Raw genomic sequence first — 23081 nt, 5'->3', positions numbered from 1 at the left:
GTGGGACAAGCCGTAGCCGCATGGCGGCAAGCGCTGTCCCCAACTGGAGAAGATAAGTATGGATATTCTGTCCCCCACGATCACTAACCTGATCATCTTTGTGCTGGCCATTTATGTGGGCTACCACGTCGTCTGGACCGTCACGCCGGCGCTGCACACCCCGTTGATGGCCGTGACCAATGCCATTTCGGCCATTGTGATTGTTGGCGCCATGCTGGCCGCCGCCCTGACGGAAACCACGCTCGGTAAAAGCATGGGCGTGCTGGCGGTGGCGCTGGCGGCTGTCAATGTGTTCGGTGGCTTCATGGTGACCCGACGCATGCTGGAAATGTTCAAGAAGAAAGATAAAAAAGTGGCTGTCAAGGAAGGTGCCCAATGAGCCTGAACCTCGTTACCCTGCTGTACCTCTTTGCCAGCGTCTGTTTCATTCAGGCGCTTAAAGGCTTGAGCCATCCCACCACCTCGATCCGCGGCAACCTGTTCGGCATGATCGGCATGGGGGTGGCAATCGTCACCACCGCCGCCTTGATCTACAAGCTGGCCGGGCAGATGGGCCAAAACGGCGCCGCCGGCATGTCCTGGGTGCTGGGCGCGCTGCTGGTGGGCGGCACCGCCGGCACCGTGATGGCGAAACGCGTCGAGATGACCAAGATGCCGGAGCTGGTGGCGTTCATGCACAGCATGATTGGCCTGGCCGCCGTGTTCATTGCGGTGGCGGCGGTGGCCGAGCCCTGGGCCTTCAGCATCACCGCCAAGGGGCTGGCCATTCCGACGGGTAACCGGTTGGAGTTGTTCCTGGGCGCCGCGATCGGCGCCATCACGTTCAGCGGCTCGGTGATTGCGTTTGGCAAGCTGTCGGGCAAGTACAAGTTCCGTTTGTTCCGCGGCGCACCAGTGCAGTTTCCCGGTCAGCACAAGCTTAATCTGGTGCTGGGGCTGGCGATGCTCGCCTTCGGGCTGGTGTTCACCTTCACCGGGAGTTGGTCGGCCTTCTTTGCCATGCTGGCGCTGGCCTTTGTGATGGGCGTGCTCATCATCATCCCGATTGGCGGGGCCGATATGCCGGTGGTGGTGTCCATGCTGAACAGCTATTCCGGCTGGGCCGCCGCCGGTATTGGTTTCAGCTTGAACAACGCCATGCTGATCGTCGCCGGTTCACTGGTGGGGAGTTCGGGCGCGATTCTGAGCTACATCATGTGCAAGGCGATGAATCGCTCGTTCTTCAACGTGATTTTGGGCGGCTTTGGCGGCGAGACGGCGACTGCCGTCGCTGGTGCCGCAGTACAACGTCCCGTCAAGAGTGGCAGTGCCGACGACGCCGCCTTTGTCTTGAGCAATGCCGAAACAGTGGTGATCGTCCCCGGCTACGGCCTGGCAGTGGCCCGGGCCCAGCATGCGGTCAAGGAACTGGCGCAAAAACTCACCGACAAAGGGATCACGGTCAAGTACGCCATTCACCCGGTGGCGGGGCGCATGCCGGGTCACATGAATGTGTTGCTGGCCGAGGCCGAAGTGCCGTACGACCAGGTGTTCGAGATGGAAGACATCAACGGCGAATTTGGCCAGGTCGATGTCGCCATTATTCTCGGCGCCAATGACGTGGTGAACCCGGCGGCGCACGTGAAGGGCAGCCCGATTTACGGCATGCCGATTCTGGAAGCCTACAAGGCCAAAACCATTATTGTGAACAAGCGCAGCATGGCCGCCGGTTATGCCGGCCTGGACAACGAATTGTTCTACATGGACAAGACCATGATGGTGTTTGGCGATGCCAAAAAAGTGGTTGAGGACATGGGCAAGGCGATCGAATAGGCGAGCGACGCAACGCCCTGTAATTTCAGGGCGAACACCGCCGTCAAGAGCGGTGCCCGCGGCAACAATTCGCCGCGCATTCAAGATTTGGAGACATGACAATGACAGACCGTATTTGGCTCAAGAGCTATCCGCCAGGTGTTCCTGCCGATTTGGATACCGCGCAGTACCCTTCGCTGGTGGCCCTGATGGAGGAGAGCTTCACAAAGTACGCCAATCGCACCGCCTACAGTTTCATGGGCCGGGATGTGACGTACGGGCAAACCGACAGCCTCAGCCAGGCCTTTGCCGCTTACTTGCAGAGCCTTGGCTTGGTCAAGGGCGATCGCGTGGCCATCATGATGCCCAATGTGCCCCAATACCCGGTGGCCGTGGCTGCCATTCTGCGCGCCGGTTATGTGGTGGTGAACATCAACCCCTTGTACACGCCGCGTGAGTTGGAGCACCAACTGAAGGACGCTGGCGCCAAAGCCATTGTCATCATCGAGAATTTCGCCGCCACGCTGGACAAGTGCATTGTCGCCACGCCGGTCAAGCACGTGGTGCTGTGTGCCATGGGTGATCAGTTGGGCTTCCTGAAGGGGGCGCTGGTCAACTACGTGGTACGCCATGTCAAACGGATGGTGCCTGATTTCAATTTGGCCGGCGCCGTGCGCTTCAATGAAGCGGTGGCACTGGGCGCCCGGAGTTCGCTTAAAAAAGTCAACATCAAGCCCGACGATGTCGCGGTGCTGCAATACACCGGCGGCACCACCGGAATCTCCAAAGGGGCGGTGCTCCTGCATCGCAATGTCGTGGCGAATGTGCTCCAGTCGGAAGCCTGGAATCAGCCCGTCATGCAACTGGTGCCCGCTACCGAGCAGCCCACCAGCGTCTGCGCCTTGCCGCTGTACCATATCTTTGCCTTTACCGTGGGCATGATGTTGTCCATGCGCACCGGCGGCAAGCTGATTTTGATTCCCAATCCGCGTGATTTGCCGGCGGTGCTCAAAGAGCTGTCCAAGCACACCATTCACAGCCTGCCGGCCGTCAATACGCTCTTCAACGGGCTGGCCAACCATCCGGATTTCAAGACGGTGGATTGGAGTCACCTCAAGGTTTCGGTGGGCGGCGGGTCGGCGGTTCAAAGCAGTGTTGCCAAGCTGTGGTTTGAAAAAACCGGCTGTCCGATTTGCGAGGGCTATGGCCTGTCCGAGACCTCGCCGTCCGCCAGCTGCAACCCGGTAACGTCCAAGGAATACACCGGCACCATTGGCGTGCCGCTGCCCAGCACCTTCATGAAGTTGCTGGACGATGACGGCCATGAGGTCGCGGTCGGCCAGTCGGGCGAGATTGCCATCAAAGGGCCGCAGGTGATGGCCGGTTACTGGCAGCGCCCGGATGAAACCGCCAAGGTCATGACGGCGGATGGTTTCTTTAAATCGGGCGACATCGGCGTGATGGATGAACGCGGTTTCTTCAAAATCGTGGATCGCAAGAAAGACATGATTCTGGTCAGCGGCTTCAATGTCTTCCCGACCGAGCTGGAAGATGTGGTGGCCCAGCTGGCAGGGGTGCTGGAGTGCGCCTGCGTCGGGGTGCCGGATGAAAAAACCGGGGAGGCCGTCAAGCTGGTGATCGTCAAGAAAAACCAGGACCTGACCGAGGCCGAGATTCGTGCCTACTGCAAAGAAAACCTCACCGGCTACAAGCAGCCCAAGATCATCGAGTTCCGCACGGAATTGCCAAAAACCCCGGTCGGCAAAATTCTGCGCCGGGAACTGCGCGTTAAATAATTGACCACGACCGCCATTCTCAGTGCCCTGCTCGAAGAACAGCAGGGCCTGCTTGAGCAACTGACGAACCCGGTCCAACTCACACGGGCCGGACGCGACTTTTGGCGCGGGGAACTGCACGGCCACCGCGTCGTGCTGGGCCTGTCCAGAGTGGGCAAGGTGGCGGCGGCGACCACCGCCACGACCCTGATCGAGGCGTTTGGCGTTAACCGGATTGTTTTCACCGGGGTGGCGGGCGGTGTCGGGCCGGGGGTTCAGGTGGGCGATGTGGTGGTGGCCACGGAGTTCGTGCAGCACGACATGGATGCCTCGCCGATTTTCCCGCGCTACCAGATTCCGCTCTATGACCGCTCCCGCTTTGCCTGCGATGAGGCCCTGAGTGCTATCCTTTTGGAAGCTGTTCACGCAGGATTGACGGGGGCTGGAAGCCATTTTGAGCAAAATAAGTGGCATGCAAGTGCCTCGGTCCATTCCGGGCTGATTGCCAGCGGGGATCGCTTTGTTTCCGGCGCCTCCGAATCACGTGTTTTGCAAGAGGCCTTGCAGGCGGGCGGTTTTATCCCGCTGGCCGTGGAAATGGAGGGCGCCGCCGTCGCGCAGGTGTGTTTTGACTACGGGGTACCGTTTGCGGCGATGCGCACCATCTCGGACCGTGCCGATGACCAGGCGCATGTGGATTTCCCCCAGTTCGTGACCGAGGTCGCCCGCCATTACGCCCAGGCCATCATCGGGCAGTTCTTGCAGCTGCTACCAAAAAAGTAGCGACTTGTGCAGGTGGTGCAAGGGCTGCAAGCCTTTTTTACTTAAGCCAGCCACGTTTGCGGAAATACCACATGGGCACCAGCGCGCTGGCCACCATCAGGGCCACCGTGTACGGGTAACTCAAAGCCCCGAGAAACTCCAGCTCCGGAAACTTCAAGTTCATGCCATAGACACTGGCAATCAAGGTCGGCGGCAGCAGCGCCACGCTGGCCACCGAGAAAATCTTGATGATCTTGTTCTGGTTGATGTTGATGAAACCCACGGTGGCATCCATCAAAAAGTTGATCTTGTCGAACAGGAATGCCGTGTGCGAGTCCAGCGAATCCATGTCGCGCAAAATTTGGCGCGCTTCTTCAAACTGCTCGCCATTGAGCATCTTGCTGCGCATCATGAAACTCACGGCCCGGCGGGTGTCCATTACATTGCGGCGAATGCGCCCGCTCATGTCTTCATGGCGGGCAATGGCGCCCAGCACCTCGCCGGCCAAGGCATCTGTCATGTTGCCGGACAGCACTTTGTTACTGACGATTTCAAGTTCATCGTAAATGCCTTCCAGCGTGTCGGCCGAGTATTCGGCGTCGGCGTCGAACAGCTTGAGCAGCACTTCCTTCGCGTCTTCAATCAGACCGGGGGCGCGGCGTGCCCGCATCCGCAGCAAGCGGAACACGGGGACGTCTTCATCGTGAATGGAAAAGAGTACGCCCTTGCTCTTGAGCTCGTCATTCACCAGGTTCAGGATGAAGGCGACCCGCACCGTGTGGGGCTCGGTGTCGTCGGCGACCAAAAAGTCGCTGCGAATATGCAGCTCGCCGTTGTCTTCTTTGTAAAAGCGTGCCGACTCTTCAATGTCCTCGTCCATCGCATCTTCCGGGATGGACAGGCCGTAATACTGCTTGACCCAGCGTTTTTCTTCGAGGGTCGGTGATTCCAGATCGACCCAGATCGGCTGGAAATTTGACAGTTCTTCCAGTGACTCGATCTCTTCCTGGAAGAGTCGACCATTGGCGAGCGTAAAGATGTTGAGCATGGGCTCACTCCCTTGTAATTGATTGCATCTGGCAGAGATCGAGGGGTATCGCTTTCAACCCCGATGCAGCTAAGGGAGTTGAAAGCTACCAACTAGGGCAGGTTTCCAAGGAGTTTTCTCCGAGAGTCAAGATGTCGAAATTATCGCATTGCAGCGCCAGTACCCAACCGCAATAAACTACAAAAGAGGGGCCTTTCCTGAATAAAAATGCGGGATGGCAAGCCCAAAAAGACAAAAAATCGCGCAAATGAAGGGGGTGTTAATGCCGGTTTTGTTGCAATGCGTCAACGAAAAGTATTGCATTTTCGGTTTACCAGCCGCATAGTTAATTTGTGAACAGTGTTTTATTGAATTTTGGTTTGTGTGCTGTCTGCATTTCGTAGATGGCTTTTTCAACCCCGAGAGCAACAGGAGGCTATTTATGAACTTGACGATCAGCGGTCATCACCTTGAGGTCACCCCGGCCCTGCGTAGTTACGTTACAAGCAAGCTTGATCGAATCGTTCGGCATTTTGACCAGGTTGTGGATGTCAAAGTGCTGCTTACCGTGGAGAAGCAAAAGGAAAAAGAGCGACGGCAACGTGCCGAGTGCAATATTCATGTCAAGGGCAATGACATGTTTGCCGAAAGTTCCCACGCTGATTTGTACGCTGCTGTGGATGAGTTGGTGGACAAACTTGATCGCCAGGTCGTTCGACACAAAGACCGTTTGCAGAGCCATCATCATGAGGCGCCGAAACGATTGATGTGAGGCCCCCGCCTGAACCCCGACAAAGCCGCACGCTCACCCGCGCGGCTTTTTTATATCCCAAATGGCTTGAGTGCATAATCGCCTACCGAATTATGAATCGACTAGCGTCCATCCTGTCTGCTCAACAAGTGCTCGTGCATGTTGATGCCACCAGCAAAAAAAGAGCTTTTGAAGAGGCTGGCTTGCTGTTTGAAAACCTTCACGGCCTCAGTCGTTCGCTGGTGACGGATAGCCTGTTTTCTCGCGAGCGGCTGGGGTCCACCGGCCTGGGGCATGGCGTTGCGATTCCGCATGGCCGTATCAAGGGCCTCAAGGCACCGATGGCAGCGGTCCTCTTGCTGGAGCGCCCGATCGGCTTTGATGCACCGGACGAGCAAGCTGTTAATTTGTTGATTTTTTTGCTGGTGCCTGAGGCCGCAACGCAAAAACACCTCGAAATCCTGTCCGAAATTGCTGAAATGCTCAGTGATTCAAATTTACGTGAAAAACTGGCCGCCAGTGCCAGTGCGGCTGATTTGCATGGCCTCATTGCCAACTGGCAATCGGCGCAAATGGCCTGATCGCGTTTTCTCTTCCTGCTTGCTGCGACTGGACTGAATGTGAAACCTACCGTTGTCAGCGCTGATGTGTTGTTCGAGGAATTTCGTGGCACCCTGAAATGGGAGTGGCTGGCCGGACTGGGCGCGTCAGAGCGCCGCTTTGACGAGGGCGCGGTACGGGCGGCCCGCTCCGGCGCCGATCTGGTCGGTCACCTCAATTACATCCATCCCTATCGCGTCCAGATCCTGGGTGAGCGCGAGATTGCCTACCTCACCAACGCCACGCCGGAAGACTGTGCGCGCCGAATTTCCCGCATCGTCACACTGGAGCCGCCCGTGCTGATTCTGGCGGATAGCCAGGTTGCGCCGGAGGCGCTGCTGTCAATGTGCGAGCGGGCCCAGATTCCCATGTTCGCCACGCAGAGTTCCTCGGCGTTCGTGATTGATGTGCTGCGGGCTTACCTGTCCAAGCACTTTGCCGACCGCGCCCTGATGCATGGCGTGTTCATGGATATTCTTGGTCTGGGCGTGCTGATCACGGGCGAGTCCGGGCTGGGCAAAAGCGAGTTGGGCCTGGAGCTGATCTCGCGTGGCAACGGCTTGGTGGCTGACGATGCGGTCGATCTGTTTCGCATTAATCAGGACACCATCGAGGGTCGTTGCCCTGAATTACTGATGAACCTGCTGGAAGTGCGGGGGATCGGCCTGCTCGATATCCGCTGCATCTTTGGTGAAACCGCCGTGCGGCGCCGGATGCGGCTCAAGCTCATCGTGCATCTGGTGCGGCGCGAAACGATGGAGCGCGAGTATGAGCGCATTCCCTATGAGCCGCTGACCCAGGATGTGCTGGGCGTGCCGGTGCGCAAAGTGGTGATTCAGGTGGTGGCGGGCCGCAACATTGCCGTGCTGGTGGAAGCCGCGGTGCGCAACACCATTCTCCAGCTGCGCGGGATCGACACGTACCAGGAGTTTGTCGAGCGCCACCGCAAAGCCATGGACCCGGCGGACTGAAACTTACTTTAGTCCTGCTGGTGTCAAGTGGCGCTTCGTGGGACTTTTTTCATCTGGGCTGCCGGGGGTTGCCGGCCGGTTCGGGCAGTTTTCTGTGGTGCAGTGGGCGTACAGGCTTAACGCATGGTCGGCGATGGCAAAGCCTTTGGTCTTGGCGACCGCGTGCTGCCGCCGTTCAATTTCGGCGTCATAAAACTCCTCCACTTTGCCGCAATCCAGGCACACCAGATGGTCGTGGTGCTGCCCTTCATTCAGTTCGTACACGGCCTTGCCACTCTCAAAATGGCTGCGGCTCAGAATGTCTGCCTGCTCAAACTGGGCTAGAACACGGTAAACCGTGGCCAAACCGACATCGGCGCGATCCTGCAATAAAATGCGAAAAACATCCTCGGCCGTCATGTGGCGCTGGGTGCCTTTCTGGAATATTTCCAGTATTTTCAGCCGCGGCAAGGTGGCCTTGAGTCCGGTGCTTTTGAGTTCGTCGATATTGGTCATGGGGTTTCTCTCGTGCCAGCAGCAGGCTACCCTTGCGGGGACAGCCAGTACAATGAACTGATCATATCGCCACACCTCATCCCATGTCTGATTTTCAACATCGTAGTGCCAGTTTGATCCTGCTCTTTGCCGCGAGCGCAAGTCTGGTGGCTTGTGGCAGCATGAATTCCGCAAGTAACAATATTGCCGGTTGGGTGACGCCCTACAAAATTGACATTGTCCAAGGCAATTTTGTGTCCAAAGAACAAGCGGCAGCCATCCAGCCGGGCATGAGCCGCATGCAGGTGCGCGATATTCTGGGCACGCCTTTGCTGACCAGTGTTTTCCATGCCGACCGCTGGGACTATGTTTTTACCTTCAAGCGCCAGAACCTGGCGCCGCAGGAGCGCAGAGTCACTGTGTTTTTCCAGGGTGATGTGCTGGAGCGGATTGAAGCCGATCCCTTGCCCACGGAAGCCGAGTTCGTCGCCTCGCTGGATTCCGGCCGCAAATCAGGCAAGGTGCCGGTGCTGGAGATGACGGAAGAAAGTTTGAAGCAATTGCCGGTGCCGGCCAAAATGGAGGAGCCGAAGCCGCTGCCGCCGTTGCCTGAGAGCTACCCGCCGCTAGAGCCCGCTGGCCGTTAATGGGTGCCGCTTCCACAATGACTGAACTCAAGACCCATCGAATCACTGTCGCGGGCGCCTCTGGCCGCATGGGGCAGATGCTGATCGAAGCCATCCGGGCCGCCGATGATTGCACCCTGGCCGGGGCGCTGGACGTCGCAACCAGTCCGGCCATTGGCGCCGATGCGATGGCCTTTCTCGGACTGATGAGTGGCGTGTCGATCACGGCTGACTTGGCGGCAGGACTGAAAAATGCCACCACCCTGATCGATTTCACCCGCCCTGAAGGGACGCTGGCCCATTTGCGGGTGTGCCGCGAACTGGGTGTCAACGTGGTGATTGGCACCACCGGCTTCAACGATTCGCAAAAGGCCGAGATTGCAGCGGTAGCCCGCGACATCGCCATTGTGATGGCGCCCAACATGAGTGTCGGGGTGAATGTCACCCTCAAGCTGCTGGAGATGGCGGCCAAGGCCCTGGCCACCGGCTATGACATTGAAATCATCGAGGCACATCACCGCCACAAGGTCGACGCGCCGTCAGGCACCGCCTTGAAAATGGGCGAAGTAATTGCCGACGCGTTGGGGCGTGACCTGAAGGACTGTGCGGTCTATGCCCGCGAAGGCGTCACTGGCGAACGCGATCCGTCGTCCATTGGTTTTGCCACCATTCGGGGCGGCGACATTGTGGGCGACCACACCGTGTTGTTTGCCGGGATTGGTGAGCGCATTGAGATTTCCCACAAGTCATCCAGCCGCGCCACCTATGCCCAGGGCAGTCTGCGCGCGGTGCGTTTTCTCGGACGGCAAACCACCGGTTTGTTCGATATGTTTGACGTCCTCAACCTGAAATGAACGCGGTCCAGCTATTTTTGCAGGGCGATGCGGTGACCCGGTCAGTGGCGCTGCTGCTGCTGGCCATGTCGGTCGGCAGCTGGGTCGTGATCCTGTGGAAGTCGTGGTTGCTGCACCGTGCCAGTGGCGATGTGGTGCGCTGCGTGGCGGCGTTCTGGCAGTCGGCCACGGTGGCCGAGGCGCTGCAAAAGCTCAAAGCTTTTGACCGTGAAGCCCTTGTCGTTCCTATGGTTCTTGCTACAAAAATTGAAGCGCCTGGCACGCTGGCGGCCGCTGGTGACAAGTCCCAGCAGCTGACCCGGGTGCTGCGCGACGCCCTGCACGCGGCCTTGACCAAACTGCAGCATGGCCAGGTGCTGCTGGCCACAGTCGGGTCCACCGCGCCGTTTGTCGGCTTGTTGGGCACGGTGTGGGGCATCTATCACGCCCTCACCGGCATTGCCAATGCCGGCCAGGTGACGATCGACAAAATTTCCGGCCCGGTAGGCGAGGCGCTCATCATGACCGCCGCCGGTCTGGCGGTCGCCATTCCGGCCGTGCTGGCCTACAACGTGCTGGGCCGCGCCATCGGACGGATTGAGGCCGAGCTGGAAGGGTTCGCCCGTGACCTGCGGGAGTTGGCGAGCAGCCAGTCCGCGCGTCCGGCTTAAGCTGACCGGGACACGACATGTCTTTTGGCCGTCTCGAACGCTCCCAAGGCCCGCAGCCGATGAGCGAGATCAACATGACGCCACTGGTCGATGTGATGCTGGTGCTGGTGGCGATATTCATCATCACGGCGCCGCTGCTGGCGAGTTCCATCAAGCTGGACCTGCCCAAAACTGAAGCCGCCCAGCCCGGGGATGCCCCGAAATTCGTGACGGTGGTGGTGGACCGTGCCGGACAGGCTTTTCTCAACGACCAGCCGGTGGCGCAGCCTGAGTTGACCGCCAAGTTGCTGCAAACGGCCAAGGTGAATCCCGACACCGAAGTGCAGTTGCGGGCCGATGCCGCCGTGCCCTACGGCCGCATCGTGGAAGTCATGGGTGCAGCGCAAAAAGCGGGCTTGAACCGAATCGGTTTTGTGGCCGACCCGACGGCGCCCGTGGCACCCGCTGCGGCGGCCCTCCGCAAACCCTAAAATCGTTGACCGCGATCTTTTGATCGCCTGAGAGTGAATCCAAATGCAAGAAAAATACAACCATATCGACGTCGAAAAAGCGGCCCACGCCCAATGGACGGCGGTGGATGCCTACCGCGTGCTGGAAGACGCGCGTGACGCGCAGGGCAAGCAGAAAAAGAAGTTTTACGCCTGCTCCATGCTGCCGTACCCGAGCGGCAAGCTGCACATGGGCCATGTGCGCAACTACACCATCAACGACATGCTCTCGCGCTACCTGCGCATGAATGGGTACAACGTGCTGATGCCGATGGGCTGGGACGCCTTTGGCCTGCCGGCCGAGAACGCCGCGTTGAAGAACGGCGTGCCACCAGCCCAGTGGACCTACGAGAACATCGCTTACATGAAGAAGCAGATGCAGGCGATGGGGCTGGCGGTGGACTGGAGTCGCGAGGTCACCACCTGCGATCCGCAATACTACAAATGGAACCAGTGGCTGTTCCTGAAGATGCTGGAAAAAGGCATTGCCTACCGCAAGACCCAGGTCGTCAACTGGGACCCGGTCGACATGACCGTGCTGGCCAACGAACAGGTGATCGACGGCAAGGGCTGGCGCACCGGCGCCGTGGTGGAAAAACGCGAGATTCCGGGCTACTACCTCAAGATCACCGACTACGCCGACGAGCTGCTGGAGCACGTCAAGACCGGCCTGCCGGGCTGGCCCGAGCGCGTCAAGCTGATGCAGGAAAACTGGATCGGCAAGAGCGAGGGCGTGCGCTTCGCCTTCCTGCACGACATCAAAAATGCCACTGGCAAGTTGATTGACGATGGCCGCCTGTACGTCTTCACCACGCGGGCTGACACCATCATGGGCGTGACCTTTTGCGCGGTGGCGCCCGAGCATCCGCTGGCCACGCATGCCGCCCAGACCAACCCAAAACTGGCCGCCTTCATCGAAGAGTGCAAAAAAGGCGGCACCACCGAGGCGGAACTGGCGGTGCGGGAAAAAGAAGGCATGCCGACCGGCCTGTTCGTGACCCATCCCCTGACCGGCCATCAGGTCGAAGTCTGGGTTGGTAATTACGTGCTGATGAGCTACGGCGACGGCGCCGTCATGGGCGTGCCGGCGCATGACGAGCGCGACTTTGCCTTTGCCAAGAAATACGGCATTGACATCGTGGAAGTGGTGCTGGTCGATGGCCTGGAATACGACTACGACCAGTGGCAGGACTGGTATGGCGACAAGCAGCGCGGCGTCACCATCAACTCCGACAGCTTCAGCGGCTTGGCCTTCAAGGATGCAGTTAACGCCGTGAGCCATGCCCTGCTGCTGAAAGGCCTGGGCGAGAAAAAAACCACCTGGCGCCTGCGCGACTGGGGTGTCAGCCGCCAGCGCTATTGGGGCACACCGATCCCGATCATTCATTGCCCGGAGCATGGCGCCGTGCCGGTGCCCGAGAAAGATTTGCCGGTCGTGTTGCCGCAGGACTGCGTGCCGGACGGCTCGGGCAACCCGCTGCACAAGCATGAAGGCTTCCACGCCGGCGTCGTCTGCCCGATCTGCGGCGTGGCCGCACGGCGCGAAACCGACACCATGGACACCTTCGTCGATTCCAGCTGGTACTACATGCGCTACTGCGACCCGCAGAACGACCAGGCCATGGTCGGCGCCGGCGCGGACTACTGGATGCCGATGGACCAGTACATCGGCGGCATCGAACACGCCATCCTGCATTTGCTGTACGCCCGTTTCTGGACCAAGGTCATGCGCGACCTCGGTCTGGTCAAGGTCGATGAGCCTTTCACCAAGCTGCTGACGCAGGGCATGGTGCTGAACCACATCTACTCACGCAAAGCCGACAAGGGCGGCATGGAGTACTTTTGGCCGCACGAGGTGGAAGACATCCAGGACGCAGCCGGCAAGGTCATCGGCGCCAAACTCCGCCAGGCCAAGGGCGATCTGCCGGCCGGCACGCTCATCACCTACGAAGGTGTCGGCACCATGAGCAAGAGCAAAAACAACGGCGTCGACCCGCAGGATCTGATCGAGAAATACGGCGCCGACACGGCGCGCCTGTACACCATGTTCACCGCACCGCCCGAGGCCACGCTGGAGTGGAACGACGCCGGGGTGGAGGGTTCGTACCGTTTTCTGCGCCGCGTCTGGAATTTTGGCGTCAAGCAGTCTGCTATCGATACAGGAGCTGGTCGCGCAGGCGGGACGGGGGCTACAGGCCTGAAAGATATAAATTTCAGCAAGGAAGCCAAAGCCCTGCGGCTGGAAATCCACACCATCTTCAAACAGATCGATTACGACTACCAGCGCATGCAGTACAACACGGTGGTGTCGGGCGCGATGAAGATGCTCAATGCGCTGGAAAACTTCAACGACGACAGTTCCAAGGGCAGCCGGGCGGCGGTGCGGGAAGGCTTGGGCATGCTGCTGCGCAGTATTTACCCGGCGACGCCGCACCTGACGCACGCGCTGTGGGACGAGTTGGGCTACGCGGCCCAGTACGGCGATTTGCTGGATGCGCCCTGGCCGGTGGCGGATGAAGCGGCCCTGGTGCAGGATGAAATTGAACTGATGCTGCAGATCAACGGCAAGCTGCGCGGCGCCATCGTGGTGCCGGCGGGCGCGTCCAAGGCCGAGATCGAACTGGCGGCGACGAGCAGCGAGATTTTTCTGAAGCTGGCCGAAGGGGCGAGCCCCAAGAAGATCATTGTGGTGCCGGGGCGTCTGGTCAATCTGGTGGTGTAAACCAAAAACAATATGCAACGTCGTTCCGTCGTCACACTTATGGGCCAGGTCGGCCTGGCCGGTCTGCTGGGAGGCTGTGGCTTCAAGCTGCGCGGCCCGCAAAACTATACCTTCCAGACGATTGCGATCATGCCCAATCCGGGCGGACCGCTGGCCGTTGAGTTGCGCCGGTCTTTTGGCAACACGGTGCGGGTGCTGCCGCTTAATGAGCCGCTGGCCAACGCGCAGGTGGTGCTCGATATCCTGCAGGAACTGCGGGAAAAAACGGTGGTGAGTACCAACTCATCGGGGCAGGTGCGTGAGTTCCAGCTGCGCATCCGGGTGAGGTTCCGGGTTCGCACGCCGCAAGGCGCGGAACTGACGCCGGACACCGAAATTCTGCAACAGCGCGACATCAGTTTCAACGAATCGGCCGTGCTGGCCAAGGAAGCCGAGGAGGGCCTGTTGTACCGCGACATGCAAAGCGACATCGTGCAGCAGCTCATGCGGCGTCTGGCAAAAGTCAATCTCAACAATGCAGCTAGCCCCGAATCAACTCGCTAACCAGTTGCAGAAAGGCCTGAAAAGCCTGTACACCCTGCATGGCGACGAGCCGCTGCTGATCCAGGAAGCGGCCGACGCCATTCGCACGTTTGCCCGCAGCCAGGGCTTCACCGAGCGCACCTCGCACACCGTGGCCGGCGCGCACTTTGACTGGAGCGAGGTGCTGGCGGCGGGTGGCTCCCTGAGCCTGTTTGCCGACAAGCAGATCGTCGAGCTGCGCATTCCTTCCGGCAAACCGGGCAAGGAAGGCAGTGCTGCGATTCAACAGCTGGCCGAGCAATCCCGCGACAACGATTCGACGCTCACCCTCATCATGCTGCCGCGGCTGGACAAGCTGACCAAAAGCGGCGCCTGGTTTGGTGCGCTGGAGAGTTTTGGCATCACGATTGCGGTCGAACCGGTGGAGCGCGGCACCTTGCCCTCCTGGATTGCGCAACGGCTCGCCAGCCAAGGCCAGCGGGTGGCCGCTGGCGAAGACGGGCAGCGCACCCTGCAGTTTTTTGCCGATCGGGTGGAAGGTAATTTGCTGGCGGCGCATCAGGAAATCCAGAAACTCGCGCTCTTGTTTGCGCCCGGCGAGCTGACGTTTGACCAGATTGAGAGCGCCGTGCTGAACGTGGCGCGCTACGACGTGTTCAAACTGTCGGAAGCCGTGCTGGCGGGCCAGACCGCCCGCGTGCAGCGCATGCTGGACGGGCTGCAGGCCGAAGGCGAGGCCGAAGTGCTGGTGCACTACACGCTGGCCGAGGATATTCGTGCCCTCAAACGGGTCAAGGACGCCATGGCGCAGGGCCGCCCGATGCCGATGGCGCTGCGCGAGCAGCGGGTCTGGGGCGTGAAAGAACGTTTGTTTGAACGCGTGCTGCCGCGCCTGAGCGACGCCATGCTGGCGCAGTTGCTGCAGGCGGCGCACCAGGTGGATGGTATTGTGAAAGGCCTGAAGCAGCCCGACTGGCCCACCGATAACTGGCAAGCCTTGCACCGCCTGGCGATGCTGCTGTGCCAGCCCTGTGCCGTGCAGACGCCGGCACCGCGCGGGCGCTAACAGGCGCACCTCCGTGAGAGAATTAACCATGAACGTCCTCAACATCGTCGATTACACCCAGGCCCTGGGTTCCAAGGCAAAACAGGCCTCAGCCCTGATGGCTAAAGCGCAAGCTGCTACCAAAAACAGAGCGTTGCGCAAGCTGGCCGAACTGCTGCGCGCCAACGTGGCGCCACTGCAAATCGACAACGCCAAAGACATTGAGCGCGCGGTGGCAGCGGGCTTGGCGGCGCCGATGGTGGACCGGCTCAAGCTCACGCCCCAGGTGCTGGAAACCTGCGCCCAGGGCTGTGAACAGCTGGCCGCCATGGCGGACGTGATTGGCGAGATCATCGGCATGAAGCAGCAACCCAGCGGTATTCGGGTCGGCCAAATGCGGGTGCCGATTGGCGTCTTCGGCATGATTTTCGAGAGCCGGCCGAACGTGACGATTGAAGCGGCCAGCCTGTCGATCAAGAGCGGCAATGCCTGCATCTTGCGCGGCGGCTCGGAGGCGATTGAGTCCAACAAGGCACTGGCGCTGCTGGTGCAACAGGCCTTGGCCGACAGCGGTTTGCCGGTCGATGCGGTGCAGCTGGTGCAAACCACCGACCGCGAGGTGGTGGGCCAGCTCATCACCATGCCGCAGTACGTGGACGTGATCATTCCGCGCGGCGGCAAGGGCTTGATCGAGCGCATCAGCCGCGACGCCAAAGTGCCGGTCATCAAGCATCTGGACGGCAATTGCCATGTCTATGTCGATGATCCGTGCGACATCGCGATGGCGGTCAGAGTGGCCGACAACGCCAAAACCAGCAAATACAGCCCGTGCAACGCGACCGAGGGCTTGCTGGTGGCGCGCGGCGTGGCGGCTGAATTCTTGCCCTTGATCGGCCGGATTTACGCCGACAAAGGGGTCGAGATGCGCTGCGATGCCGAGTCGCTGGCTATTTTGCAGTCAAATATGCCTCTGGCCCCCGTGGTACATGCGCTGGCAGCTATTAATTCAGGAGCAACTTCGGCGCCCAGTCTGGTACTGGCGCAGGAGAGCGACTGGTACGAGGAATACCTGGCACCCATCATCAGCATCAAACTGGTGGACGGCGTGGACCAGGCGATTGCCCACATCAACCAGTATTCATCGCACCACACCGATGCCATCCTCACGCGCGACCACATGCACGCGCAGCAGTTTCTGCGCGAGGTCGATTCCGCCAGTGTCATGGTCAACACCAGCACCCGCTTTGCCGATGGTTTTGAGTTTGGTCTGGGCGCCGAAATCGGCATCAGCACCGACAAGTTCCACGCCCGTGGCCCGGTCGGCATTGAAGGCCTGACCTCGCTCAAGTACGTGGTGCTGGGCGACGGCGAAGTGCGGACATGATGCGCCACGCCCTGCCCCATCGAATCACCCTCGCCGCCATGTTGCTGGCCGCGCTGACTTGGCCGTTGGCCGGGCAGGCCAGTTCCCAACTGGCCAGCGACAAAGGTTGCTACAACTGCCACGGCACCGCTTTGAGCGGCGAAGCGCCCAGTTTTGAGCGCCTGGCCAGCAAACTCGCCCGCTATCAGGGCGACCCGGACGGCGAGCAAAAACTTGTCACCAAATTTCTCACTGGCGAAATGTTCCAGCATATCGACGCCCATGAACAACTGACCCCTGAATCGGCCACGGCGCTGATTCATTGGCTGGTTGAAGGAGGTAAGTAACTTGGCACACGCGCATGATTTCTGGCCGACCTGCGGCTACGACCTGCTAACCCACACCGCCGCCGGCCATCTGGGCGTCAGCGATGACTTTTTGCGCAGTCTGCTGCAGCGCCCGGAGCTCGCGCCCGTGCCGGCATCCTGTGCGGCGGAGCTGGCGCTGTTTGAACAACTGCTGCAAACGCCGCGCAGTGAGATTGCGCCCGCGGCGCTGGCCGCGCTGCAGGACCGCGACGCCGCGGACAACTACGCGGTCTGGCTGCGGTTTCGGACCCGTTTGCTCGCCTGGCCGACGCTGGAGGCCAGTTACCTGGCCTTGTTCCAGGGCGAAGGGGTGGATGTGCCGCCGGTCATGGTGCAGCAACTGACCCAGATTTTGCTGCGCCATATCCTGGGTGCAGAAGCCTCCGCCCTGGAGGCCCGTGCCGCCGAAATGCTGTTTCGCCCGCAAAAAATCTCCATTCTGGAAGACGGTGCCGTCATGGCCGCCGATGACGAAACCGTGGAGCGCCATGCCCTTTCCGGTGGCTTTGGCAGCCTGGGCGAATTGCTCAAACAAGGCGGCGTGCCGCTGCGCAGCGTGGACCTGGACGTGCTGGTCACCGAGAATGCCGAGGCCTATTGGCCGCGCAGTGAACACCTGGACCTGGTGGTCAGCCTGAATCATGGCCAGCCAGCGCTGGATGCCCTGTGCCGCGTGCTGGAGCGCTGGATTGCGCATTTTCTGCGCGTCGAGGTGCGCATCCAGACCGATCGCGAGATCGTGGACGAGCACTGGGTCTGGCATGTGGGGCTTGATGCGCAGGCCAGCAGCCTGCTGAACGACCTGTACACCGGCGTCGAGGTGGCGGAGGACCGCATGCGCCGCCTGATGTGCCTGTTCCGCCTGGAATTTGTCAACCCGGCCGACATGCTGGCCGAGGTGGCGGGGCGGCCGGTGTACCTCGCCATGGCGATGGACGAACAAAACCGGCTCAAGCTCAAGCCGCAGAACTTATTGTTGAACCTGCCCCTGGCGCGCCGCTCATAATTGGGGAACGCCGAGGTGCCGGCCCGGGCCTTGACGGGGTGGGGCTTGAATGGCTCAATAGCAGCCCCACCTCGTAAAATATTTCGATCATTTCTCTAAAGAGGGCCGCATGGTTCCACATCTCGTCACCGCGCTAACTGGCCCCATCAATGAACTTGAGCAGCGCGTGCTGGACTCCATGCCGGCCATTGAACGCTGGTTTCGCCTGGAATGGATGGAGCACACGCCGCCGTTTTACAGCTCGGTCGACGTGCGCAATGCCGGCTTCAAGCTGGCGCCGGTTGATACCAATTTGTTTCCGGCCGGCTGGAACAACCTCACCCCCGCCATGCTGCCGCTCGCCGTGCAAGCCGCCATGGCCTCGATTGAGAAGATCTGCCCCGAGGCCCGCAACCTGCTGTTGATCCCCGAAAACAACGCGAGCAACACGTTTTACCTGTCCAGCCTGGTGCAACTGCGGCGCATCTTCCACATGGCGGGCCTGAACGTGCGCATCGGCTCGATCGATCCGGCGATCAAAAAAACCACCACGATTGAACTGCCCAACGGTGACAGCATCACGCTGGAGCCCGTCATCCGCAACAAGCGTCGTCTGGGTGTCAAAGACTTTGACCCCTGCACCATCCTGCTGAACAACGACCTGAGTGCCGGCATCCCCGGCATTCTGGAAGACATTCACGAGCAATACCTGTTGCCGCCGCTGCATGCGGGTTGGACCACCCGGCGCAAGAGCAAGCATTTCAAGTGCTACGAAGAAGTGGCCAAGCGCCTTGGCAAGTTGCTCGGTGTGGACCCCTGGCTGATCAATCCGATGTTCGAGAAATGCGGTGAAGTCAACCTGGCGGAGGGCGTCGGCATGGAATGCCTGAGTACCCATGTCGATGCCCTGCTCGGCAAAATTCGCCGCAAGTACAAGGAATACGGCATCAAGGAAAAGCCGTTCGTGGTGGTCAAGACCGACAACGGCAGTCATGGCCTGGGCATCGTGACGGTGCGCGATGTCAAAGACCTGGAAGCACTCAGCCTCAAAGCGCAAAGCCAAATGAGCGGCACGCGGGAAGGTCCGCCAGCCCACGATATTCTGGTGCAAGAAGGCGTGCTGACCAAGGAGCGCATGAATGACGCGGTGGCCGAGCCGGTGGTTTACATGATGGACCGCTACGTGGTTGGCGGCTTTTACCGGATTCATGCCGGGCGCGGCGCTGATGAAAACCTCAATGCACCGGGCTCCAGCTTCGTGCCACTGGCTTTTGAGCCCAGTGCCAACTTGCCGCAGCCGGGTATCCGGCCCGGCGCCAGTGCCCCCAATCGCTTTTATATGTACGGGGTGGTGGGCCGTCTGGCCATGCTGGCCGCCAGCTACGAGCTGGAAGCCACCGACCCGGACGCCGAGGTGTACGAGTAATCTCAGACAAAGTAAACAAACTTTGCGGCCGGTAGTTGTTGCGCTGCAACATTCCTGGAGCTAGTCAAATTTAGACCGTGTCGTCCAATTGCATGTCCGTCTGGCGGGCGCAAAATGGCCATCCCAAATCCAAATGGAACCCCGCAGTACCGAGACGGGGCGTACTTGTGTCAGCATCCAAATCGTCCCTCACAGCGCTCACGCTGGGTGCCATCGGCGTTGTCTATGGCGACATCGGCACCAGCGTTCTGTACGCGGTCAAAGAAGTGTTTGGCTCCGGCCATGTTCCGTTCACCCCGGACAACGTTTACGGCATTCTGTCGATCTTTTTCTGGACCTTGACGGTCATCATTTCGCTCAAGTACGTCACGCTGGTGTTGCGTGCGGACAATAACGGCGAGGGCGGCCTGGTGGCCATGCTGGCGCTGGCCTCGCAGTCCGTCAAGGACAAGCCCCAGTTGCGGCGCGTGCTGCTGCTGGTCGGCATTTTTGGCACCTGCCTGTTTTATGGTGACGGCGTCATCACACCCGCCATCTCCGTGCTGTCCGCCGTGGAGGGGCTGGAGGTTATCTCGCCGGCCTTCAAGAAGTTTGTGATTCCCCTCACGCTGGTCATCCTGTTTGGCCTGTTCGCCGTGCAAAAGCGCGGCACCGCCGGCATTGGCAAGTTCTTTGGACCGATCACCGTGGTCTGGTTTCTCTGCATCGCGGCGCTGGGTGTGGCGCAAATTGTGACCCACCCCACCATTTTGTGGGCCCTCAACCCCTATTACGCGCTCAGCTTCATGTGGGACAACCCGGGCATCACCTTCATCATTTTGGGCGCGGTGGTGTTGTGCGTGACCGGGGGCGAGGCGCTCTACGCCGACATGGGCCACTTCGGCAAGAAGCCGATCCGGCTGGCCTGGTTTTCCGTCGTCATGCCGTGCCTCACCCTCAATTACTTTGGCCAGGGTGCCTTGTTGTTGAACAACCCTGCCGCCGTCAAGAATCCGTTTTACATGATGGCCCCGGACTGGGCCCTGATCCCGCTGGTCGGTCTGGCCACCATGGCCACGGTGATTGCGTCGCAGGCCTTGATCTCGGGCGCGTTCTCGGTCACCAAGCAGGTGATTCAGCTCGGCTACCTGCCGCGCCTGCAGGTGTTGCACACCAGCGTGAAAGATGCCGGGCAGGTCTATCTGCCATTTGTCAACTGGGGCCTGTTTGTCGCCATCGTGCTGGCCGTGGTGATGTTCCGCTCCTCCAGCAACCTGGCGTCCGCTTATGGCATCGCGGTCACGCTGGACATGCTGATCACCACCATCCTGACCTTCTTCGTGCTCCGCTACAACTGGAAATACCCGCTGTCTTTATGCCTCGGTGCAACCGGGTTTTTCTTTGTGGTGGACTTGGCCTTCTTCAGCTCCAACATGATGAAGCTGTTTGATGGCGGCTGGTTCCCGCTCATGATCGGTGGCGGCGTCTTTGTGCTGATGCTGACCTGGAAAGACGGCCGGCGCCTGCTGAACGTCAAGCTGCGGGCCGACGCGATCGACCTGAACAGCTTTCTGGAAGCCGTGTTTATCAGTCCGCCGGTGCGGGTGGAAGGGACGGCGGTGTTCCTCACGGCCGAGCCGGGCACCGTGCCCAATGCCTTGCTGCACAACCTCAAGCACAACAAGGTGCTGCATGAGAACAACCTGTTTGTCACGGTGCGTAACCACGAGGTACCCTGGATTGGCATGGCCAAGCGCCTGGAGGTTGAAACCCTGGGCCACGATTGCTGGCAGGTGCTGGTCAACTACGGCTTCAAGAATGACCCCGACCTGCCCAAGGCGCTGCAGCAAATCAAGGGCCGCGGCTTTGAACTCGACCCGATGACCACCAGCTATTTCCTCTCGCGCGACATCGTTGTCCCGACGATCGGCAGTGGCATGGCGCCGTGGCGCGAGAAGCTGTTTGCGCAGATGCACCACAATGCCAGTGCGGCGGCCGAGTTCCTGAACCTGCCCAATAATTCAGTGGTGGAGCTGGGCTCGAAGATCGAAATTTAATCAATTTTTCAACCCCATCCCAAGCGTGGATGGTCGTTGTTTGCCATTACCTGGGTAGTTTTTCATGAACCTGCTTTTCATCTCCGATCCGCTTGAGTCCTTCAAAATCTACAAGGACACCACCTTCGCCATGATGCGCGAGGCGCAAAAGCGCGGCCACCGCGTCGCCGCCTGCGAGCCGCAGGATTTGATGTGGCAGAGCGGGGGCTTGGTCATGGCCCATGTGCGCGATATCGCGCTCACCGGGCAGCCGGATGCATGGTTTGAGGTCAGCCAGTCGCGTGCCGTGGCGTTGAAAGATTTTGACGCCATCCTGATGCGCAAAGACCCGCCCTTTGATTCCGAGTTTTTCTACGCCACGCACCTGCTGGAGCAGGCCGAGCGCGAAGGCGCCCGCGTCTTCAACAAGCCGGCCGCATTGCGCGACCACCCGGAAAAGCTCGCCATCATGGAGTTCCCGCAGTTCATCGGTCCCACGCTGGTGACGCGGGACGAGGCCGACATCAAACGTTTCCACGCCGAGCACCAGGACATCATCCTCAAGCCGCTCGACGGCATGGGCGGCATGGGCATCTTCCGCGTCGGGCCGGACGGCCTGAACTTGGGCTCCATCACCGAGACGCTCAACCGCCATGGCGCACAAAGCCTGATGGTGCAAAAATTTCTGCCCGAGATCGTGGACGGCGACAAGCGCGTGCTCGTCATTGGCGGCAAGCCGGTGCCCTTCAGCCTGGCGCGGATTCCGCAGGGTGGTGAAGTGCGTGGCAATCTGGCAGCCGGTGGCAAAGGCGTGGCGCAACCCTTGAGCGAGCGCGACCGCTTTATTGCCGAGTCATTGGGCCCGATCCTGCACCGCCGCGGTTTGCTGCTGGTGGGGCTGGACGTGATTGGCAGCAGCCTGACCGAGATCAATGTCACCAGCCCGACCTGCTTCCAGGAGATTTTTGATCAGACCGGCTTTGACGTCGCCGCCATGTTTATCGATGCGCTGGAACTGGCCCTTAAAGGCTGACCAGCTCCGGCGTGCGCGTTGAGCTGCTACAGCCCGCGATCACGCCGTCCACAAACACCTGCAGTTCGCCCGGCACCATCGCCACCCAGTTTTCGTTGGTGGTCAGCGGCTCGGTCACCACGATCGCCAAGCGGTCTTGCGGGCTGTTGAAAATGGCCAGATCGACATTGATGTCGTCATCCTTCAGGTGCACTTGCGTGAACGGGTGCTGACGCAGCACGTAATGCAGTTTGGTGCTGGCATGCGCCCACAAAGCCTGACCGTTGCTCAGCAAAAAATTGAAGGTGCCGTATTTGGCAATTTGCGGCACCAACTCCGTCAAGGTCAGGGTCAACTCTTCAACCGTGGGCACCCCCACATGTGACTTGGCCAACTCTTGCAGCAGCCAGCAAAACGCCAGTTCGCTGTCGGTGCTGCCCACCGGCCGGAAACTGCCGTGCAGTGCCGGCGCGTAGTTTTTCAAGTCGCCGTTATGGGCGAATACCCAATTGCGGCCCCACAGTTCACGCACAAACGGGTGGCAGTTTTCCAGCGAGACAGAACCCACCGTGGCCTTGCGCACATGGGCCACGACGTTGTGGCTTTTGATCGGGTAGTTGCGCAGCATCTTGGCGATGGGCGAGGTGGACGCCCCTTCCTTGTCGACGAAGTAGCGCACCCCTTTGCCCGGCTGGTCCGGCGTGGCCGCCTCGCTCTCAAAGAAGGCGATGCCCCAGCCATCGGCATGGTGGTCGGTCAGACCGCCACGTTGTGAAAACCCAGTAAAACTCAAGGTCAGACTGGCGGGTAGGTGGCTGTTCATTCCGAGCAATTGGCACATGCTGCGAGTTTAC

The 23081-nt window shown here is 60.1% G+C and carries 23 protein-coding genes; 20 read left to right on the top strand and 3 right to left on the bottom strand.

The annotated features are described in order from the left end of the window. The first annotated feature begins 58 nt into the window (after window positions 1–58). The 4 genes from HHJ17_RS10415 (at window position 59) to HHJ17_RS10400 (ending at window position 4349) form a co-directional block, all read left to right on the top strand. Window positions 59–379, top strand: coding sequence for an NAD(P) transhydrogenase subunit alpha (locus HHJ17_RS10415; protein ID WP_114969385.1), 321 nt, complete (start codon window positions 59–61; stop codon window positions 377–379). Beyond that, window positions 376–1812, top strand: a complete 1437-nt coding sequence (locus HHJ17_RS10410) for an NAD(P)(+) transhydrogenase (Re/Si-specific) subunit beta (protein ID WP_296505704.1) — start codon at window positions 376–378, stop codon at window positions 1810–1812. The genes HHJ17_RS10415 and HHJ17_RS10410 overlap by 4 nt, the downstream gene beginning before the upstream one ends. Before the next feature lie 101 nt (window positions 1813–1913). After that, complete coding sequence (locus HHJ17_RS10405; protein WP_296505703.1) at window positions 1914–3587, top strand: long-chain-fatty-acid--CoA ligase; 1674 nt, start codon at window positions 1914–1916, stop codon at window positions 3585–3587. After that, window positions 3588–4349, top strand: coding sequence for a 5'-methylthioadenosine/adenosylhomocysteine nucleosidase (locus tag HHJ17_RS10400; protein ID WP_296497818.1), 762 nt, complete (start codon window positions 3588–3590; stop codon window positions 4347–4349). Window positions 4350–4386: 37 nt separating this feature from the next. Here the strand turns inward: HHJ17_RS10400 and HHJ17_RS10395 are convergent, their stop codons facing one another. After that, the gene (locus HHJ17_RS10395) at window positions 4387–5376 is read right to left on the bottom strand and encodes a magnesium and cobalt transport protein CorA (protein WP_296497816.1); all 990 of its coding nucleotides are present in this window, start codon (window positions 5374–5376) and stop codon (window positions 4387–4389) included. A gap of 421 nt (window positions 5377–5797) precedes the next feature. Here HHJ17_RS10395 and raiA point away from each other — a divergent pair, with 421 nt between their 5' ends. The 3 genes from raiA to hprK all read left to right on the top strand — a co-directional run bounded on the left by raiA (window position 5798) and on the right by hprK (window position 7677). Further along, entirely contained in the window at window positions 5798–6127 is a 330-nt protein-coding gene (raiA, locus tag HHJ17_RS10390; protein ID WP_296497813.1) for a ribosome-associated translation inhibitor RaiA, read from the top strand. Window positions 6128–6219: 92 nt separating this feature from the next. After that, entirely contained in the window at window positions 6220–6687 is a 468-nt protein-coding gene (locus HHJ17_RS10385) for a PTS sugar transporter subunit IIA (protein ID WP_296505702.1), read from the top strand. Window positions 6688–6726: 39 nt separating this feature from the next. After that, the gene (gene hprK, locus HHJ17_RS10380; RefSeq protein WP_296505701.1) at window positions 6727–7677 is read left to right on the top strand and encodes an HPr(Ser) kinase/phosphatase; all 951 of its coding nucleotides are present in this window, start codon (window positions 6727–6729) and stop codon (window positions 7675–7677) included. A 3-nt stretch (window positions 7678–7680) separates the two neighbouring features. Here hprK and fur read toward each other — a convergent pair whose 3' ends face one another. Further along, the gene (gene fur / locus HHJ17_RS10375) at window positions 7681–8172 is read right to left on the bottom strand and encodes a ferric iron uptake transcriptional regulator (protein ID WP_296497804.1); all 492 of its coding nucleotides are present in this window, start codon (window positions 8170–8172) and stop codon (window positions 7681–7683) included. An 83-nt stretch (window positions 8173–8255) separates the two neighbouring features. Here fur and HHJ17_RS10370 point away from each other — a divergent pair, with 83 nt between their 5' ends. The 13 genes from HHJ17_RS10370 to gshB all read left to right on the top strand — a co-directional run bounded on the left by HHJ17_RS10370 (window position 8256) and on the right by gshB (window position 22248). After that, the gene (locus HHJ17_RS10370; protein ID WP_296497801.1) at window positions 8256–8798 is read left to right on the top strand and encodes an outer membrane protein assembly factor BamE; all 543 of its coding nucleotides are present in this window, start codon (window positions 8256–8258) and stop codon (window positions 8796–8798) included. A 17-nt stretch (window positions 8799–8815) separates the two neighbouring features. Then, complete coding sequence (gene dapB, locus HHJ17_RS10365) at window positions 8816–9631, top strand: 4-hydroxy-tetrahydrodipicolinate reductase (RefSeq protein WP_296497798.1); 816 nt, start codon at window positions 8816–8818, stop codon at window positions 9629–9631. Beyond that, entirely contained in the window at window positions 9628–10281 is a 654-nt protein-coding gene (locus HHJ17_RS10360) for a MotA/TolQ/ExbB proton channel family protein (protein WP_296505700.1), read from the top strand. Before dapB ends, HHJ17_RS10360 begins: the two co-directional genes overlap by 4 nt. A 17-nt stretch (window positions 10282–10298) precedes the next feature. Next, window positions 10299–10751 (top strand): biopolymer transporter ExbD, encoded by a 453-nt coding sequence (locus HHJ17_RS10355; RefSeq protein WP_296505699.1) that lies wholly within the window; start codon window positions 10299–10301, stop codon window positions 10749–10751. Window positions 10752–10794: 43 nt separating this feature from the next. Then, on the top strand, window positions 10795–13491 hold the full coding sequence (gene leuS / locus HHJ17_RS10350; protein ID WP_296505698.1) for a leucine--tRNA ligase: 2697 nt from the start codon (window positions 10795–10797) through the stop codon (window positions 13489–13491). A gap of 12 nt (window positions 13492–13503) precedes the next feature. Next, window positions 13504–14034 (top strand): LPS assembly lipoprotein LptE, encoded by a 531-nt coding sequence (lptE, locus tag HHJ17_RS10345; protein ID WP_296505697.1) that lies wholly within the window; start codon window positions 13504–13506, stop codon window positions 14032–14034. Further along, window positions 14006–15079: a DNA polymerase III subunit delta gene (holA, locus tag HHJ17_RS10340; RefSeq protein WP_296497782.1), complete on the top strand. Its 1074-nt coding sequence runs from the start codon at window positions 14006–14008 to the stop codon at window positions 15077–15079. Before lptE ends, holA begins: the two co-directional genes overlap by 29 nt. A 28-nt stretch (window positions 15080–15107) precedes the next feature. Next, window positions 15108–16442: a glutamate-5-semialdehyde dehydrogenase gene (locus tag HHJ17_RS10335; protein ID WP_296497780.1), complete on the top strand. Its 1335-nt coding sequence runs from the start codon at window positions 15108–15110 to the stop codon at window positions 16440–16442. Continuing rightward, window positions 16439–16768: a c-type cytochrome gene (locus HHJ17_RS10330; RefSeq protein WP_296497777.1), complete on the top strand. Its 330-nt coding sequence runs from the start codon at window positions 16439–16441 to the stop codon at window positions 16766–16768. The genes HHJ17_RS10335 and HHJ17_RS10330 overlap by 4 nt, the downstream gene beginning before the upstream one ends. A gap of 1 nt (window position 16769) precedes the next feature. Further along, entirely contained in the window at window positions 16770–17795 is a 1026-nt protein-coding gene (locus HHJ17_RS10325; RefSeq protein ID WP_296497776.1) for a DUF6352 family protein, read from the top strand. A gap of 109 nt (window positions 17796–17904) precedes the next feature. After that, window positions 17905–19200: a glutamate--cysteine ligase gene (gshA, locus tag HHJ17_RS10320; RefSeq protein WP_296497773.1), complete on the top strand. Its 1296-nt coding sequence runs from the start codon at window positions 17905–17907 to the stop codon at window positions 19198–19200. Between the two features lie 167 nt (window positions 19201–19367). Continuing rightward, window positions 19368–21236: a potassium transporter Kup gene (locus tag HHJ17_RS10315; RefSeq protein ID WP_296497771.1), complete on the top strand. Its 1869-nt coding sequence runs from the start codon at window positions 19368–19370 to the stop codon at window positions 21234–21236. Between the two features lie 64 nt (window positions 21237–21300). Further along, the gene (gshB, locus tag HHJ17_RS10310; protein ID WP_296497769.1) at window positions 21301–22248 is read left to right on the top strand and encodes a glutathione synthase; all 948 of its coding nucleotides are present in this window, start codon (window positions 21301–21303) and stop codon (window positions 22246–22248) included. Here gshB and HHJ17_RS10305 read toward each other — a convergent pair. After that, window positions 22238–23068 (bottom strand): class II glutamine amidotransferase, encoded by an 831-nt coding sequence (locus HHJ17_RS10305; protein WP_296497768.1) that lies wholly within the window; start codon window positions 23066–23068, stop codon window positions 22238–22240. The genes gshB and HHJ17_RS10305 overlap by 11 nt on opposite strands. Window positions 23069–23081 lie beyond the last annotated feature (13 nt).

It is taken from the genome of Rhodoferax sp. (assembly GCF_012927445.1).
Taxonomy (GTDB): Bacteria; Pseudomonadota; Gammaproteobacteria; order Burkholderiales; family Burkholderiaceae_C; genus Rhodoferax.
Note: the sequence above shows the minus strand (reverse complement) of the source record. Positions and strands in the feature narration are given on the sequence as shown.